Here is a 16995-nt window from a genome sequence, read left to right on the forward strand (position 1 = left end):
ATCGGCACGCATCGTCGCTTCAGAGAACGTGGCTGCGCAGCCGGTCGGCCACGGCCTGCAGGTGGGCACCGCGAATGACATGCTTGTAGACGCCGGTCGCGACGCGCTCTTCGCCGGCGATCTCGAAGAAGGGCTTGGCGACGGGGGTTTCGGCCTGCTCGTAGCGTGTGGGCCGGGCGGCGAACAGGCACTCCCTGGCATAGGCTTGGGTGCCGAATTCCGCTATGAAGCCGTCGAGTTCCCGCTGCAACTGCCCGCCGAAGCGCTGGGCGTAGCCCTGCATGTCGGCCAGCTTGGCCTGCAGTTCCGCCGTATCGAGTTCGACCACCAGATGGTTCTCGATCGCGAGGCGCGCCGGGGGACTGGGATGGCCGACGGTCGGATAGCCGAAACTCGCAACCGGATGGCCGTGGGCCGTCGCGTGGGCGGCGACCTGATTGGCCAACAGGCGGCACAGGTCGTGGGAAGGGTTGTAGTCCTCCGCTTCGTCCGCGACGATGCACCCGATGCCCTGCGAAACGACGTGCGCCGTCAGGCGGTCGAGCCATTGCGCGAACATGTTCGCGTCGCCGTCCAGCAGGGCCTGATAGATCTCGGCATCGGCCACGGGTGACACCACCTGGGGAATCCAGTTTGCGCCTGCTTGCACCAGGTTGTCGGCCGTGGGGGCCAGCCGCGGCACGCCATTCGATCCGGCGCCATTGGTGAGCACCACGACATCCGGCCGTTCGTTCCGAAGCCATTTCCAGAGCAGAAGCTCGTGTCCCGGATGAGCGGCGATCAGCAGGTGCTTCATGGGCGCTGAACTCTGGCCTGTATGTAAGTGGAGATTTGCCGCAGCGGAGCAGTGACGCGCCAGGACCGGCTGGCGTAGATCTCGCGCAGCCGGGCGTCCATGCCTGCGGCGTCGTTGGACGCCCGCCGCTCGACGTCGGCCAGGCGCGAACCGGCTTCGTCCAGCCGCGCGCTGAGCGCGGCGTGCGCCGTGGACGCCGAGGCCAGTGCGGACTCGGCATCCCGCTGCTGCGCGGCCAGCGAGGCTTCGGCCGCCTGCAACCGCACCGCCAGCGCAGCGGCATGCTCCGACTGCCGCTGCGCCTCGGCGCGCCAGACCTCGATCTGGGCCTGATGGGCGCGCTGCTGATCGTTGAGTGCCTGATGCAGCCCCGCGACGTGCTGATGCAGCGAGGCAAGGCCGAGGTGCGCGGTCGTGGCGCTTCCACGCCGGATCCAGTCGTCCATGTAGCGCGCCATTTCGCGCGCACGCTGCTCGGCGGGCACTGCAATGATCTCTCGGCCGTCGGTCACCCGCCGTACGCAGGCCTCGAGCGCGCAGAGCGTTGCATCCAGTCCTCCGGTCGCGCGCATCCAGGCTGCGGCCTCACCCGCATCCTCCGCATCGAACTTGTCGAGCTCGGCCATCACGTTTTGCCGCGTGATCGGTCGAGTCATCAGTGCCCGGCCGAAGTTCCAGCGCCGCGCATGCGCCACCGTGGCCGCCGTCACCATCTCACCCATGCCCGAGCTCGGATCGAGCACCACCACGGCGTTGCCTGTGACCAGCGCTTCGGTGGCGCAGCGTCCTTTGCCGAACACGACGTCGTAGCGGCCCAGCGCGGCGGCCGGGTCGGGCAGGTGGTTGCCGGTGCCGCTGCCGATCACGTCGAGCGTGAGGCCGCGTTCCGCGCATGCGGCGCGAATCTCTTCGAGCTGGGCATCGTGCGATGCATAGTTGCTGAAGACCAGTGCCGCGCGAGGTGCGGCCGGCAATGGCGTGCGCGGCAGGAAGCGTGAAAGATCGACCCCGTTCTGGATCAGTTCGATGTGCTCGCGCTCGATGCCGAACTCGTGCACCAGCCGCTCGGCGCAGTTCTCGTCGACCGCGATATGGCGCACCACCTGTGAAAACTGCGGTGGGCGGCCGTGCTCTGCGCTGCGGTCGTGGCAGATCGTGAGAACCGGCACGTCATGAAAGTGAAGCACGGCGCGCACCGTCTCGTGGTGGGTGTTGCCGATGATCACGTCGGGTCGGGCCGCCATGTCGGCCACGTCGGTGATGCACGCGATCGACGCATGGCGCAACTCGTCGGCCATGTCGCCGAAGGCCGTTGCAAGAATGGTGACGGCGTGGCCGCGCCGCCGCAGCCACAGGGCAAGATCCCGGGTGAACATCTCCGCGCCCGTGCGGTGCACGAGGTAGCACATCGCGAGCAGGATGCGCAACGGGCGCCCGGTCATGGGGGCGGCTGCCTCCACTGCGAACGCGGACGAGTTCAATCGTTGGCCGGCGTACCCGCCAGAACGTGTCCGGCCTGCTGGTCCGCGTGATAGCTCGACCGCACCATCGCACCCACCGCCGCGTGGCTGAAGCCCATCTTGTAGGCCTCTTCCTCGAACATCTTGAAGGTGTCGGGGTGCACGTAGCGGCGCACCGGCAGGTGCGAGCCCGACGGCGACAGGTACTGGCCGATGGTCAGCATCTCGATGTCGTGCGCGCGCATGTCGCGCATCACCTGCAGGATCTCTTCGTCGGTTTCGCCGAGGCCCACCATGATGCCGCTCTTGGTCGGCACGCCGGGGTGCAGCGCCTTGAACTTCTTCAGCAGGTTGAGGCTGAACTGGTAGTCGCTGCCGGGGCGTGCTTCTTTATAAAGGCGCGGCGCGGTCTCCAGATTGTGGTTCATCACGTCCGGCGGCGCGGCCTTCAGGATGTCGAGTGCGCGATCGTCGCGGCCGCGGAAGTCGGGCACCAGGATCTCGATCTGCGTCATCGGCGAGAGTTCGCGGATGTTCTTGATGCAATCGACGAAATGCTGGCTGCCGCCGTCGCGCAGGTCGTCGCGGTCGACGCTGGTGATCACCACGTACTTCAGGCGCAGCTTGGCGATGGTCTTGGCCAGGTTCAGCGGCTCGTCCTTGTCGAGCGGGTCGGGGCGGCCGTGGCCCACGTCGCAGAACGGGCAGCGGCGCGTGCACTTGTCGCCCATGATCATGAAGGTGGCCGTGCCGTTGCCGAAGCATTCGCCGATGTTCGGGCACGAGGCTTCTTCGCACACCGTGTGCAGGTTGCTCTCGCGCAGGATCTGCTTGATCTCGTAGAAGCGGGTGGTGGGGCTGCCGGCCTTCACGCGAATCCACTCGGGCTTCTTGAGCACCTCGCCCTGCTGCACCACCTTGACGGGGATGCGCGAGAGCTTGGCCGCGGCCTTCTGCTTGGCCAGCGGGTTGTAGTTTTCGGCGCTTTGTGCGTCCCGGACGACTTCGGTAGAGCTCATTGGATGCTAGGGCGCCAGGTAGGTGGTGAGCTTCTGGCTCAGGACCCGGGCAGCCTCTTCCCATGTGGTTTGAATGCCGATTGTAGAAAGATCGACTGTTTGGAGCCCCGCATAACCACACGGATTGATCCGCGAGAAGGGCTCGAGGTCCATGTCGACGTTGAGCGCGACCCCGTGGTAGGTGGCGTGGCGGCTCACCTTGATGCCGAGCGCGGCGACCTTGCCGAGACCCCGGAACGGGTCGCCGGCGTGCAGCGGGCCGGTCAGCGCCGCATGCGAGAACGGGTCGTCCAGCCGCACGTAGATGCCCGGCGCGCCCGGCACGCGGTGCCCCGTCACGCCGAAATGCGCCAGAGTGCGCAGCACCGATTCCTCGATGCGGTAGACGTATTCCTTCACGTAGTAGCCCGCCCGCCGAAGGTCGATCAGCGGATAGCCGACCACCTGGCCCGGGCCGTGGAAGGTGACCTGCCCGCCGCGGTCGGTCTGCACCACGGGAATGTCGCCGGGGTTCAGGATATGGTCCTGCTTGCCCGCGAGGCCTTGCGTGAACACGGGAGCGTGCTCGCACATCCATAGCGCGTCGGGTGTCTCCGGCTGGCGCTCGAGCGTGAACTGCTTCATCGCCGCAAAGGTCTCGGCATAGCCGACGCGGCCCAGCCAGCGCAGTGCGATGGCGGTGTCTGCCGGGTGCTCTGCCAGCGTCATCAGGACCTGCCTAGAGAACGACCTTGACCGACGGATGGGCCGACAGCGCTCGGTAGAGATCGTCGAGCTGCTCGCGGCTGGTGGCGGTGACGGTGATCGTCACGCCCAGGTAGTTGCCCGCCTTGCTGTCGCGCAGCTCGACCGTGGTGGCGTCGAAGGCCGGATCGAAGCGCTCGGCGATCTGCGTGATCGCATGCACGAACCCGTCGACCTTGGCGCCCATGACCTTGATCGGAAACTGCGAGGGATATTCGATCAGCGACTCCTTGCGCGGATCGGGAATGGGTGTGGTGACTGCGTCGGTGGTGTTCTCGGTCATGCCGGGGCTCCTTGCTTCTCAGCGTTGCGTTGCTTGGCCTGCTGGTAGGCTGCATACAAGCTCTTGTAGATGGGGCCGGGATGGCCATTGCCAATGGCCTTGCCGTCGAGCGTGACGACGGGCAGCACTTCCTTGCTGGCCGAGGACAGGATCAGTTCGTCGGCACCGAATACTTCATCGCGCGAGACGCGCCGCAGCGCAAAGGGAATGCCGCCTTCCCGGCACAGGCGTTCGAGCAGGCCATAGCGGATGCCGGTGAGCACCAGGTTGTCCTTGGGCGGGCCGATCAGCACGCCGTCCTTCACTATCCATACGTTGCTCGACGAAGCCTCGCTGAGCCAGTCGCCGCGGAACATGACGGTCTCTGCCGCACCGGCCTCGACGCTGATCTGCCGGGAGAGCACGGCGCCCAGCAGGCTGGTGCTCTTGATGTGGGCCTTTTGCCAGCGGAAGTCGTCTGCAGTCACGCAGGTCACGCCCTTGGCGCGCACCGCATCGGACACCGGCGGCAGCGGGTTCACCATCACGAAGACGGTGGGCTTGAGGCCCTTGACCATTGCATGGTCGCGCGGCGCAACGCCGCGGGTGACCTGGAAGTAGACGGCTTGCGGTGCGTCGCCGCCCGGGGCGATCAGGCGCATCACGATGTCGCGCCACTCGGCGAGCGTGAGCGGATCGGCGATCTGCAACTCGGCCAGCGAACGATCGAGCCGCGCCATGTGTTCTTCGAAGCAGAAGGGCTGGCCACCATAGGCGGGAACGACCTCGTAGACGCCGTCGCCGAAAATGAAGCCACGGTCGAGCACGCTGACCTTGGCATCTTTGACGGCGGTGTATTCGCCGTCGAGATAGCAGAGCGTGGTGGGGAGTGCGGCAGTGAGAGGATGCATGCGGGAATTATGGTTGCGCTCGCCAAGTCGGGTTCTCGTCAGGCGACGAAGCCTCGATTTGCAACGGCGACAGTTCAAGTGGCCGGACGGGCTGGGTTTTTACTTATAATCAATGGCTTTGTAGAAATTCTGGGTCGTCATCCGGGCTTCATTCGAAATGAAAACAATCGCCCAAAAAGATGAAAGGGTCGCTGAAGACCTCGACACGGAATACAAGCCGTTGACCGCCGATGAGGCGCGTGAACTGCGTGCAAGGCATCCCTCGATTTCCCCTTGGTGGGTCATCGCGGGGCAGTTGGTTGTCGGTCTGCTGGTGGCTTTGGCCGCCTGGGGGCTGACGGGGAGGCAAAATCTGGGTTGGTCCGCCGCTTACGGCGCGATCGCGGTGGTCATTCCTGCTGCGGTGTTCGCGCGGGGGTTGACCGGCCGGTTTTCCTCCCTGAATCCGGGCACTGCGGTGGTTGGGTTCTTCCTGTGGGAAATGGTCAAGATGGCCTTGTCGCTTGCGATGTTGTTCGCGGCGCCAAGGCTGATTACGGCGCTGAGCTGGCCTGCAATGCTGGTCGGCTTGGTGGTGACAATGAAGGCGGCCTGGTTGGCGGTGATGTTCTCGCCCCGGCGCCGGCAACATAGAGACGAGTAACTGAATGGCTGCTGAAAACGCTGCGGAACATGGTCAGACCGCGGGTGAATACATCATTCACCACTTGACGCACCTGCAAAGCTCCAAGCCTGGAGGTGTTGCGGACTTTTCGGTTTTCAATTTCGACTCGCTTTTTTTCTCGATCGCGTTGGGCATTCTGGGATGCTGGCTGCTCTGGCTGGCCGCCCGCAAGGCTACTTCGGGCGTTCCCGGGCGTTTTCAAGCGGCCGTCGAGCTGCTGGTCGAAATGGTCGACCAGCAGGCCAAGGGCATCGTTCACAACGCCACCAGCCGCAAGTTCGTCGCTCCGCTGGCGCTCACCATCTTCGTGTGGATCTTCCTGCTGAACGCAATGGACCTGTTCCCGGTCGATTTGTTCCCGGCAATCTGGGCCAAGATCTTCGGCATCGCCGGCGAGGACCCGCACCACGCCTATCTGCGCGTCGTGCCCACGGCCGACCTCTCGGTGACGATGGGCATGTCGGTTGCCGTGCTGCTGGTCTGCCTGTTCTACAACATCAAGATCAAGGGTCTCGGCGGCTGGGTGCACGAGCTCTTCACGGCGCCGTTCGGCAACCACTGGGCGCTGTATCCGTTCAACTTCGCCATGCAGATGATCGAGTTCGTCGCCAAGACCGTCTCGCACGGCATGCGTCTGTTCGGCAACATGTATGCCGGCGAACTGATCTTCCTGCTGATCGCCCTGATGGGTGGTGCCTGGTCGCTCTCGGCCACCGGCATCGGCCTGGCCATCGGCCACATCATCGCGGGCACGGCCTGGGCCATCTTCCACATCCTGATCATCACGCTGCAAGCCTTCGTGTTCATGATGCTGGCGCTGGTCTACATCGGCCAGGCTCACGATCACCACTGATCGTCCGTTTTTCGGTTTAGTTTTTTCGTTTTCTCTTCAACCAAAGTCCTCTAGGAGTCATCATGGAAGTTATTAGCTTTGTTGCACTGGCCGCCGGCCTGATCATCGGTCTGGGCGCTGTGGGCGCATGTATCGGCATCGGCATCATGGGCAGCAAGTACCTCGAGTCGGCCGCACGTCAGCCTGAACTCATGGGTGAACTTCAAACCAAGATGTTCCTGCTGGCTGGTCTGATCGACGCCGCTTTCATTATCGGCACCGGTATCGCTCTGTGGTTCGCAACGGCCAACCCGTTCCTGGCTCAGATCGCCAACCTGCCGAAGTAAGTCTTTCTCGTCGGACCCGTGACGTCGTTCCCCTCCGTGGAATGGCTTCGCATTCAATCCCAAAGAGAGGGTGAAAAGTGAGCATTACCGGTACCCTGATCGTTCAGATGATCGTGTTCCTGATCCTGGTCGGGTTCACGATGAAGTTCGTGTGGCCGCCGATCGCCAAGGCGCTGGACGACCGCGCTGCGAAGATCGCCGAAGGCCTCGCTGCAGCCGACAAGGCCAAGTCCGAGTTGTCCGCCGCCAACAAGCGCGTGGAAGCCGAACTGGGCCAGGCGCGCAATGAGTCCGCGCAACGTCTTGCCGACGCCGAACGTCGCGCCCAGGCCATCGTTGAAGAGGCCAAGGCCCGCGCGACCGAAGAAGGCAACAAGATCGTTGCTGCTGCACGCGTCGAAGCCGACCAGCAGGCACTGAAGGCGCGCGAAGCATTGCGCGAGCAGGTTGCCGCACTGGCCGTCAAGGGCGCAGAGCAGATTCTGCGCAAGGAAGTGAATGCGGGCGTCCACGCCGATTTGCTTGCCCGTCTGCAGACCGAACTCTGATAGAAGCCATGGCAGAACTCGCCACCATCGCACGTCCCTACGCCGAGGCGCTCTTCAAGGCGTCGTCGTCCGACGTCGCCGGAACCAGCGTCTGGCTCGACAAGGTGGCCGCCATCGCGGCCAATCCGGAGCTCCAGCAGTTCGCCGACAACCCCAAGGCCACGGCCGAGCAGGTTCTCGGTGTGGTCGCCGGCGCCTTCGGTGCACCGCTGACTGCCCACGCCCAGAACTTTCTGGGTGCGCTCCTGGACAACGGGCGTTTCTCGGTGCTGCCGGAAATTGCGAAGCAGTTCCGGACACTGGCCAACGCGAAGAGCGGCTCGTCCGACGCCGTGGTCTACAGCGCCTTCCCCATCGACGCCGCGGTTCTGGCCAATGTGGCGGCCGCGCTCGAAAAGCGTTTCGGCCGCAAGCTGCAAGTCACAGTCCAGCAAGAGCCGGAACTGATCGGCGGCATTCGTGTGGTGGTCGGCGACGAGGTGCTCGACACCTCCGTCAAAGCGCGCCTTGAACAAATGAAAGTTGCGCTGGCGGCCTGACGGTCTTCAGCCCTCTACTTGTAGCCTCAAAGAAAGAAGGAAAGAGTCATGCAACTCAATCCCGCAGAAATTTCCGAACTGATCAAGAGCCGCATCGAGGGCCTCGGGGTCAGCGCCAACATCCGCAACGAGGGCACCGTCGTTTCGGTGACCGACGGCATCGTGCGCGTGCACGGCCTGTCCGATGCAATGCAGGGCGAAATGCTCGAGTTCCCGCCCACGGCAGACGGCACGCCGTCGTTCGGCCTGGCGCTGAACCTCGAGCGCGACTCGGTCGGCGCCGTGATTCTGGGCGAGTACGAGCACATCTCCGAAGGCGACACCGTCAAGTGCACGGGCCGCATCCTGGAAGTGCCCGTCGGCCCCGAACTCATCGGCCGCGTGGTGAACGCCCTGGGCCAGCCGATCGACGGCAAGGGTCCGATCAACGCCAAGATGACCGACGTGATCGAAAAGGTCGCTCCGGGCGTGATCGCACGGAAGTCCGTCGACCAGCCGATGCAGACCGGTCTCAAGTCCATCGACTCGATGGTGCCGATCGGCCGTGGCCAGCGCGAGCTGATCATCGGCGACCGCCAGACCGGCAAGACCGCCGTGGCGATCGACGCGATCATCAACCAGAAGGGTCAGAACATGACCTGCGTCTACGTCGCGATCGGCCAGAAGGCTTCGTCGATCAAGAACGTGGTGCGTGCACTGGAACAAGCCGGCGCGATGGACTACACCATCGTGGTGGCCGCATCGGCTTCCGAATCGGCCGCCATGCAGTACGTGTCGGCCTACTCGGGCTGCACGATGGGCGAATACTTCCGCGACCGCGGCGAAGACGCGCTCATCGTCTATGACGACCTCTCCAAGCAAGCCGTGGCCTACCGCCAGGTCTCGCTGCTGCTGCGCCGCCCGCCAGGCCGCGAAGCCTACCCCGGCGACGTGTTCTATCTCCACAGCCGCCTGCTCGAACGCGCAGCCCGCGTGAACGCCGACTACGTCGAAGCCTTCACCAAGGGGGCAGTCAAGGGCAAGACCGGTTCGCTCACGGCTCTGCCGATCATCGAAACGCAAGCCGGCGACGTGTCCGCCTTCGTTCCGACCAACGTGATCTCGATCACCGACGGCCAGATCTTCCTGGAAACCAACCTGTTCAACGCCGGTATCCGTCCCGCCATCAACGCCGGTATCTCGGTGTCGCGCGTGGGCTCGTCGGCCCAGACCAAGGTCATCAAGGGCCTGTCCGGCGGTATCCGTACCGACCTGGCCCAGTACCGTGAACTGGCTGCGTTCGCGCAGTTCGCTTCCGACCTGGACGAAGCCACCCGCAAGCAGCTCGACCGCGGTGCCCGCGTGACCGAACTGCTCAAGCAGTCCCAGTACAGCCCGTTGCCGATCTCGCTGATGGGCGCCACGCTGTTCGCGGTGAACAAGGGCTTCATGGACGACCTCGACATCAAGAAGGTGCTGCCGTTCGAACATGGCCTGCATCAGTTCCTGAAGTCCAGCCATGCTGCGCTGCTCGACAAGATCGAAAAGGCCAAGGCGCTCGACAAGGACGCCGAAGCCGAGCTGACCGCCGCCATCACGTCGTTCAAGAAGTCGTTCGCCTGATCGGCCGGACAAGGAGCTCTCATGGCAGCTGGTAAGGAAATCCGCGGCAAGATCAAATCGGTGGAAAACACCAAGAAGATCACCAAGGCCATGGAAATGGTCTCGGTTTCCAAGATGCGCAAGGCGCAAGAGCGCATGCGTGCCGCCCGCCCCTACAGCGAGAAAATTCGCAACATTGCGGCCAACCTGGGCAAGGCGAATCCGGAGTACACGCACGCGTTCATGAAGAAGAACGAGGCCAAGGCCATCGGCTTCATCATCGTCACGAGCGACAAGGGCCTGTGCGGCGGCTTGAACACCAACCTGCTGCGCGCCGTCACCGGCAAGCTGCGGGAAGCGCAGAGCGCAGGCATCGCCATCGAGTCGGTGGCCATCGGCAACAAGGGCCTGGGCTTCCTGAATCGCATCGGCGCCCGCGTGGTGGCCCACGTCACCCACCTGGGCGACACGCCTCACCTGGACAAGCTCATCGGGCCGGTCAAGACGCTGCTCGACGCTTATGCCGAGGGGAAGCTGTCGGCCGTGTACCTGTGCTACACCAAGTTCATCAACACGATCAAGCAGGAGCCGCTCGTCGAGCAGCTGCTGCCGCTGGCCGCAGACTCGCTGCAAGTCGAGGCGGGCCAGCATTCGTGGGACTACATCTACGAGCCCGACGCGCAGAGCGTGATCGACGAACTGCTGGTGCGCTACGTGGAGTCGCTGGTCTACCAGGCCGTGGCCGAGAACATGGCGTCCGAGCATTCGGCGCGGATGGTGGCCATGAAGGCGGCGACGGACAACGCCGGCAACGTGATCAGCGAGCTCAAGCTGGTCTACAACAAGACGCGCCAGGCAGGCATCACCAAGGAACTTTCGGAAATCGTGTCCGGCGCCGCTGCGGCCGCCGGTGTTTGATGAGGCAATGTTCCAGGCCACATTGCCATTCGAGGCTCGCTCTGCGAGCCCGATAACCGAAGGCCTTTTTTAGGGGACTCTGAACAATGAAGAAACTTCTCGTTCTGGTGGCCATGGCCGCCGCGCTGACTGCCTGCTCCAAGAAGGAGGAGGCGCCCGCGGCACCGCCGGCACCCGCCGCTGCACCAGCTCCGGCTCCTGCGCCTGCGCCAGCTGCACCGCCGGCCGCAACCGCGCCGACGGCATCGGCCGCGGATCTGCCGCAAGAGTGCAACGATTACCTCGCCAAGGCACAGGCCTGCGTGTCGGCGCAAAGCGGCGCCGCTGCCGATGCGATGAAGGCGAGCGTGGAGCAGACCAAGGCTGCCTGGGCTTCGATGGGCACCGACAAGGCCGCGCTGGGCCAGGCTTGCAAGGCTGCCAGCGATGCCTTCGCCGCACAGGCGGCGGCAATGAAGTGCTGATCGGAAGTATCTGAAATCAAGGGTGCCGGCCCGTCCGGCATTCTTGCAAAAGCGGCCCGCGATGGCACAAGGACGCTTCTGCAAGAACCTGTCGCAACATTATTGAGATCCAGAAGGAAACGCCATGGCTGAAGGAAAAATTGTCCAATGTATCGGCGCCGTGGTCGACGTGGAGTTCCCGCGTGACCAGATGCCCAAGGTGTATGACGCCTTGAAATTCGAAGGCGGCGGGCTGACCCTCGAAGTCCAGCAGCAGCTCGGCGACGGCGTGGTGCGCACCATTGCGCTCGGCTCGTCCGACGGCCTGCGCCGCGGCCTGATCGTGACCAACACCGGCGCACCCATCACGGTGCCCGTCGGCAAGGCCACGCTGGGCCGCATCATGGACGTGCTCGGCCGTCCGATCGACGAGCGCGGCGACGTGAGCCAGGACCTCACCGCATCGATCCACCGCAAGGCGCCTGCATACGACGAACTCTCGCCGTCGCAAGACCTGCTGGAAACCGGCATCAAGGTGATCGACCTGGTGTGCCCGTTCGCCAAGGGCGGCAAGGTGGGCCTGTTCGGCGGCGCCGGCGTGGGCAAGACCGTGAACATGATGGAACTCATCAACAACATCGCCAAGGCTCACTCGGGTCTGTCGGTGTTCGCCGGTGTGGGTGAACGTACCCGCGAAGGCAACGACTTCTATCACGAGATGGCCGACTCCGGCGTCGTGAACCTCGAGAAGCTCGAGGACTCGAAGGTGGCCATGGTCTACGGCCAGATGAACGAACCCCCGGGCAACCGTCTGCGCGTGGCGCTGACCGGCCTGACCATCGCCGAGTCGTTCCGCGACGAAGGCCGCGACGTGCTGTTCTTCGTGGACAACATCTACCGCTACACGCTGGCCGGTACCGAAGTGTCGGCGCTGCTGGGTCGCATGCCTTCCGCCGTGGGCTACCAGCCGACGCTGGCCGAAGAAATGGGCCGCCTGCAAGAGCGGATCACGTCGACCAAGGTTGGCTCGATCACCTCGATCCAGGCCGTGTACGTGCCAGCCGACGACTTGACCGACCCGTCGCCCGCCACCACCTTCGCCCACTTGGACTCCACCGTGGTGCTGTCGCGTGACATCGCTTCGCTCGGTATCTACCCCGCCGTGGACCCGCTCGACTCGACCTCGCGCCAGCTCGACCCGAACGTGGTCGGCGAAGAGCACTACAACGTGGCCCGCGCCGTGCAAGGCACGCTGCAGCGCTACAAGGAACTGCGTGACATCATCGCGATTCTGGGCATGGACGAACTGGCACCGGAAGACAAGCTGGCCGTGGCCCGCGCCCGCAAGATCCAGCGTTTCCTGTCGCAGCCGTTCCACGTGGCCGAAGTGTTCACGGGCTCGCCCGGCAAGTACGTGCCGCTGGCTGAAACCATCCGCGGCTTCAAGATGATCGTGAACGGCGAAGCCGACCACCTGCCGGAACAAGCGTTCTACATGGTGGGCGGCATCGACGAGGCGTTCGAGAAGGCCAAGAAGGTCGCTTAAAAAGGAATCACCATGGCAGGCACCATTCATGTGGACGTGGTCAGCGCGGAAGAGTCGATCTTCTCGGGCGAGGCCAAGTTCGTCGCGCTGCCCGGTGAAGCCGGTGAGCTCGGCATCTATCCGCGCCACACCCCGCTGATCACGCGCATCCGTCCGGGTGCGGTGCGCATCGAAACGGCCGACGGCGGCGAAGAGTTCGTCTTCGTGGCCGGGGGCATTCTCGAAGTGCAGCCCAACGCCGTCACCGTGCTGTCCGACACCGCCATCCGCGGCAAGGACCTCGACGACGAGAAGGCCAACAAGGCCAAGGCGGCTGCCGAGGAAGCGCTCAAGAGCGCCAGGACCGACATCGACATCGCGATGGCGCAGTCGGAGCTGGCCGTGATGGCCGCGCAACTCGCAGCGCTGCGCAAGTACCGCCAGAAAAAGTAAGAACCAAGAAGGCTCTTCATCTAGAAAAGCCGCCTCCGGGCGGCTTTTTTGCGTCTGGCGCCCTGCATGCCCGCATCTTTGGTTTGAACTTGGTCGAAGTTCGGTCTTGTTCGGCTGAAGCCGCGCACCTAGTATTCGCATTCGCCCGAACAGCACCCGCTGCGGGCGGTGGGCAAGAAGAATATTGGAGACACAGCGCGTGGCACCCTGGAGTGGCATCACTGCGGACGAAATGCGGTTGCTGGAGACCATCTTCTGGTCGTCTGGCGGGTCGCGCCATGCCATGGCCGAGCAGCTCGGCTTCTCCAAGAGCAAGGCCAATGCGCTGATTGCGGGCCTGGTCGACCAGGGCCTGTTGGCCGAAGCGGGCCTGCAGCGCTCGTCGGGCGGACGGCGCGCCGAAAACCTCCAGCTCCACGCCGGCCTGGGTGTGCTCGTGGGCATCGACATCGGCGCCACCAGCCTCGACGTCGCGGTGCTGCGCCCTGACCTGACCGTGCTCGCGCAGCACGACGAACCCGCCGACGTGCGCGAAGGCCCGGCCGTGGTGCTGGCGCGGGTGCGTGTGCTCATGCGCGAACTGCTCGCGCGCTGCAACAGCGGCGCCAAGGACGTGCTCGGCATCGGCATCGGCGTGCCCGGCCCCGTCAATTTCGAGATCGGCCAGCTCGTGAATCCGCCGCTGATGCCGGCCTGGGACAGCTTCTCGATCCGCGACTACCTGCGCGAGGACTACGCCGCGCCCGTCTTCGTCGACAACGACGTGAACCTGATGGCGCTCGGCGAGCTCTGGCGGCTGAAGCGCTCGCTCAACAACTTTCTCGTGATCAAGATCGGTACCGGCATTGGCTGCGGCATCGTCTGCCATGGCGAGGTCTATCGCGGCGCGGCCGGTTCGGCCGGCGACGTGGGCCACATCTGCGTCGACCAGGAGGGCCCGCGCTGCCATTGCGGCAATGTCGGCTGCGTCGAGGCCATGGCCGCGGGGCCGGCCATCACGCGCATGGCCGTGCAGGCGGCCGAAGCCGGCGAAAGCGCCATGCTCGCCGAATGCCTGCGCGTGCACGGGCGCATCGATGCCGTCGATGTGGGCCAGGCGAGCCGCGCCGGCGATACGGCCGCCAACGGCATCATCCAGCGCGCGGGCAACCTCATCGGCCAGATGCTGGCGTCGGTGGTGAATTTCTTCAATCCGTCGCATGTGTTCATCGGCGGCGGCATCACGCGCATCGGCCCGTTGTTTCTCGCGGCCGTGCGGCAGAGCGTCTACCAGCGCTCGCTTGCGCTCTCCACGCGGCACCTGGAGATCCAGTACGCGCCGCTGGGCGTGCAGGGCGGACTGATCGGCGCTGGCGTGCTCGCGATGCATGAAACACTGAAAGTCCGCGGAGTGGCGCCATGACGGCACAAGCAGAAACCAAGGGCAGCGTCGCGGTCGAATTCGACGGCGTGGTGAAGGCCTTCGGTCCGGTGGAGGTGCTGCACGGCGTGAGCTTTTCGCTGGCGCCCGGCCATGTGTACGGGCTGCTCGGCGAGAACGGCGCGGGCAAGTCCACGCTGATGAAGATCCTGTCGGGCTACGAGCCGCTCACCGGCGGCACGCTGCGCATCAACGGCCAGACGCAGCAGTTCACGAGCTCGCGCGACGCGGAGGCGCTGGGCATCGTGCTGATCCATCAGGAGTTCAATCTTGCCGAAGACCTGAGCGTGGCGCAGAACATCTTCCTGGGCCATGAAAGGAAGAAGGGCTGGCTGCTCGACGACGCCACGATGGAGCGCGACGCCGCCGCCGCGCTCGCCGCCGTCGGCCTGCAGGTCGATCCGCGCAACAAGGTGCGGCGGCTCATCGTGGCCGAGAAGCAGCTCGTCGAGATCGCGAAAGCCATCGCGCGACGTGCGCGCCTGCTCATCATGGACGAGCCGACCGCCACGCTCACGCCCGGCGAGACCGAGCGCCTCTTCAAGCTCATTGCGCAGCTGCGCGCCGACGGCGTAACCATCGTCTACATCTCGCACAAGCTCGACGAGGTGGAGCAGGTGACTGATGAGGTGATCGTGATGCGCGACGGCCGCTTCGTGGCGCGCGCACCCACGCCCCAGGTGACGCGCCACCAGATGGCGAACCTCATGGTGGGCCGCGAGCTCGCCGACTTGTACCCGCCGCGCGACGTGGTGGTGGCCGCCGACGCGCCTGCCATGCGCGTGCGCAATTTCAGTGTGCCCGGTTGGGCGCACGATGTCGGCTTCGAGGTGCGTCCCGGCGAGATCCTTGGCTTCGCAGGCCTGGTCGGCGCCGGCCGCACCGAACTTTTCGAAGGCCTGCTGGGCCTCAGGCCCGCAAGCGGCCATGTCGAGATGCTCGGCAGGCCGGTGCCCGACCAGAAGGGCTGGCGCAGCCCGCGCGACGCCGCGCGGCACGGGCTTACCTACCTGAGCGAAGACCGCAAGGGCAAGGGCCTGCACGTGAACTTCGGCCTGCGCCAGAACCTCACGCTGATGGCGCTCGAGCGCTATGCCCAGCCCTGGCTCCAGCCCGAGGCCGAACGCGGTGCGCTGGCCGAGGCCGTGAAGGACTACGGCATTCGTACCGGCTCCCTCGACGTCAAGGCCTCGTCGCTCTCGGGCGGCAACCAGCAGAAGCTCGCGCTTGCCAAGGTGCTGCAGCCCAGGCCGAAGGTGGTGGTGCTCGACGAGCCCACGCGCGGCGTCGACATCGGCGCCAAGCGCGACATCTATTTCCTGATCCAGCGACTCGCCCGCGAAGGGCTCGCGGTGATCGTCGTCTCGTCGGAGCTGATGGAACTCATCGGCCTGTGCCACCGCGTCGCGGTGATGCGCGCGGGCCGCCTGGTCGCCACGCTCAACGCTGACCATTTGACCGAAGAGGAGCTCATCGCTCATGCCACCGGAACAGCAGACATCCACGCCGCAGCCTGAAGCCGCGCCACACCGCGGCGAGAGCAAGCCGCGCTGGACCGAACGCCTGCACGGCCTCGGCCCGGTCATCGGCCTCGTGCTGCTGTGCATCGCCGGCACGCTGCTGAACAGCGACTTCGCCACCGTCGACAATGCCATGAACGTGCTCACGCGCACCGCTTTCATCGGCATCATCGCGGTCGGCATGTGCTTCGTCATCATCTCGGGCGGCATCGACCTGTCGGTGGGCTCGATGGCGGCGCTGATCGCGGGCAGCGTGATCATGTTCATCAACTGGGCCGGGCCGGCCTCGGGCTCGCCGCTGCTGGCGGTGGTGATGGGCGCGGTGCTCGCGGTGGTGCTGGGCGCGCTGTTCGGCCTCGCGCACGGGCTGCTCATCACCAAAGGGCGCATCGAGCCCTTCATCGTGACGCTGGGCACGCTCGGCATCTTCCGCGCGTACCTCACCTACTTTGCCGACGGCGGCGCGCTCACGCTCGACAACGACCTTTCGGACCTCTATGCGCCGGTGTACTACGCGAGCCTCGCGGGCATTCCGGTGCCGGTGTGGGTGTTCGTGATCGTCGCGATCATCGGCGGCGTCATCCTGAACCGCACGGCCTACGGGCGCTATGTGCAGGCCATCGGATCGAACGAGCAGGTGGCGCGCTACGCGGCGGTCGACGTCGACCGCGTGAAGATCCTCACCTACGTGCTGCTCGGCGTCTGCGTGGGCATTGCCACGCTGCTGTACGTGCCGCGCCTGGGATCGGCATCGCCGACCACCGGCCTCTTGTGGGAGCTCGAAGCCATTGCCGCGGTGATCGTCGGCGGCACCGCGCTCAAGGGCGGCGCGGGCAGCATCACCGGCACGGTGATCGGCGCCATCCTGCTCTCGGTCATCAGCAACATCCTGAACCTCACCAGCATCATCAGCGTGTACCTGAACGCCGCGGTGCAGGGCTTCGTGATCATCATCGTCGCGTTCCTCCAGAGAGGACGCCGCTAGTGCGTTCCCGTTCCAATCCATCAACCAC

19 protein-coding genes are annotated in these 16995 nt (G+C 65.0%); 13 read left to right on the top strand and 6 right to left on the bottom strand.

Going from position 1 to position 16995, the window contains the following annotated elements:
• Window positions 1–19 precede the first annotated feature (19 nt).
• From ACAM55_RS01595 to ACAM55_RS01620, 6 genes are read right to left on the bottom strand one after another with little or no spacing between them, the layout of a single operon-like run.
• Window positions 20–796: a hypothetical protein gene (locus tag ACAM55_RS01595; protein WP_369654366.1), complete on the bottom strand. Its 777-nt coding sequence runs from the start codon at window positions 794–796 to the stop codon at window positions 20–22.
• Window positions 793–2238 carry a glycosyltransferase gene (locus tag ACAM55_RS01600; protein WP_369654367.1) on the bottom strand — a complete coding sequence of 482 codons (1446 nt, stop codon included), beginning with the start codon at window positions 2236–2238 and terminating at the stop codon, window positions 793–795. Before ACAM55_RS01600 ends, ACAM55_RS01595 begins: the two co-directional genes overlap by 4 nt.
• A 35-nt stretch (window positions 2239–2273) precedes the next feature.
• Window positions 2274–3275, bottom strand: a complete 1002-nt coding sequence (gene lipA / locus ACAM55_RS01605; RefSeq protein ID WP_369654368.1) for a lipoyl synthase — start codon at window positions 3273–3275, stop codon at window positions 2274–2276.
• Between the two features lie 6 nt (window positions 3276–3281).
• Window positions 3282–3983 (bottom strand): lipoyl(octanoyl) transferase LipB, encoded by a 702-nt coding sequence (lipB, locus tag ACAM55_RS01610; protein ID WP_369654369.1) that lies wholly within the window; start codon window positions 3981–3983, stop codon window positions 3282–3284.
• A gap of 10 nt (window positions 3984–3993) precedes the next feature.
• Window positions 3994–4302: a YbeD family protein gene (locus ACAM55_RS01615; RefSeq protein ID WP_369654370.1), complete on the bottom strand. Its 309-nt coding sequence runs from the start codon at window positions 4300–4302 to the stop codon at window positions 3994–3996.
• On the bottom strand, window positions 4299–5192 hold the full coding sequence (locus ACAM55_RS01620) for a D-amino acid aminotransferase (protein ID WP_369654371.1): 894 nt from the start codon (window positions 5190–5192) through the stop codon (window positions 4299–4301). The genes ACAM55_RS01615 and ACAM55_RS01620 overlap by 4 nt, the downstream gene beginning before the upstream one ends.
• A 157-nt stretch (window positions 5193–5349) precedes the next feature.
• Between ACAM55_RS01620 and ACAM55_RS01625 the strand changes: the two genes are divergently transcribed.
• The 13 genes from ACAM55_RS01625 (at window position 5350) to ACAM55_RS01685 (ending at window position 16967) form a co-directional block, all read left to right on the top strand.
• A complete protein-coding gene (locus tag ACAM55_RS01625) occupies window positions 5350–5835 on the top strand; it encodes an ATP synthase subunit I (RefSeq protein WP_369654372.1) in 486 nt (161 codons plus the stop codon).
• A 4-nt stretch (window positions 5836–5839) separates the two neighbouring features.
• Window positions 5840–6709 carry a F0F1 ATP synthase subunit A gene (atpB, locus tag ACAM55_RS01630; RefSeq protein WP_369654373.1) on the top strand — a complete coding sequence of 290 codons (870 nt, stop codon included), beginning with the start codon at window positions 5840–5842 and terminating at the stop codon, window positions 6707–6709.
• A 59-nt stretch (window positions 6710–6768) separates the two neighbouring features.
• Window positions 6769–7035, top strand: coding sequence for a F0F1 ATP synthase subunit C (gene atpE / locus ACAM55_RS01635; RefSeq protein WP_172672154.1), 267 nt, complete (start codon window positions 6769–6771; stop codon window positions 7033–7035).
• Between the two features lie 77 nt (window positions 7036–7112).
• Entirely contained in the window at window positions 7113–7583 is a 471-nt protein-coding gene (locus tag ACAM55_RS01640) for a F0F1 ATP synthase subunit B (RefSeq protein WP_007830193.1), read from the top strand.
• 8 nt (window positions 7584–7591) lie between these two features.
• Window positions 7592–8122: a F0F1 ATP synthase subunit delta gene (locus tag ACAM55_RS01645; protein ID WP_369654374.1), complete on the top strand. Its 531-nt coding sequence runs from the start codon at window positions 7592–7594 to the stop codon at window positions 8120–8122.
• Between the two features lie 48 nt (window positions 8123–8170).
• On the top strand, window positions 8171–9724 hold the full coding sequence (atpA, locus tag ACAM55_RS01650; protein WP_369654375.1) for a F0F1 ATP synthase subunit alpha: 1554 nt from the start codon (window positions 8171–8173) through the stop codon (window positions 9722–9724).
• A gap of 21 nt (window positions 9725–9745) precedes the next feature.
• Window positions 9746–10621: a F0F1 ATP synthase subunit gamma gene (gene atpG, locus ACAM55_RS01655; protein WP_369654376.1), complete on the top strand. Its 876-nt coding sequence runs from the start codon at window positions 9746–9748 to the stop codon at window positions 10619–10621.
• A gap of 86 nt (window positions 10622–10707) precedes the next feature.
• Window positions 10708–11085, top strand: a complete 378-nt coding sequence (locus ACAM55_RS01660) for a hypothetical protein (RefSeq protein WP_369654377.1) — start codon at window positions 10708–10710, stop codon at window positions 11083–11085.
• Window positions 11086–11209: 124 nt separating this feature from the next.
• Window positions 11210–12610, top strand: coding sequence for a F0F1 ATP synthase subunit beta (gene atpD / locus ACAM55_RS01665; protein ID WP_015867629.1), 1401 nt, complete (start codon window positions 11210–11212; stop codon window positions 12608–12610).
• Window positions 12611–12622: 12 nt separating this feature from the next.
• Entirely contained in the window at window positions 12623–13042 is a 420-nt protein-coding gene (locus ACAM55_RS01670) for a F0F1 ATP synthase subunit epsilon (protein ID WP_369654378.1), read from the top strand.
• Between the two features lie 232 nt (window positions 13043–13274).
• The gene (locus tag ACAM55_RS01675) at window positions 13275–14444 is read left to right on the top strand and encodes an ROK family protein (protein ID WP_369656484.1); all 1170 of its coding nucleotides are present in this window, start codon (window positions 13275–13277) and stop codon (window positions 14442–14444) included.
• On the top strand, window positions 14441–15979 hold the full coding sequence (locus tag ACAM55_RS01680) for a sugar ABC transporter ATP-binding protein (RefSeq protein ID WP_369654379.1): 1539 nt from the start codon (window positions 14441–14443) through the stop codon (window positions 15977–15979). Before ACAM55_RS01675 ends, ACAM55_RS01680 begins: the two co-directional genes overlap by 4 nt.
• Window positions 15942–16967, top strand: coding sequence for an ABC transporter permease (locus ACAM55_RS01685; protein ID WP_369654380.1), 1026 nt, complete (start codon window positions 15942–15944; stop codon window positions 16965–16967). The genes ACAM55_RS01680 and ACAM55_RS01685 overlap by 38 nt, the downstream gene beginning before the upstream one ends.
• Window positions 16968–16995 lie beyond the last annotated feature (28 nt).

Origin of the sequence: Variovorax sp. V213, from assembly GCF_041154455.1 — a bacterium.
Lineage (GTDB): Bacteria > Pseudomonadota > Gammaproteobacteria > Burkholderiales > Burkholderiaceae_C > Variovorax.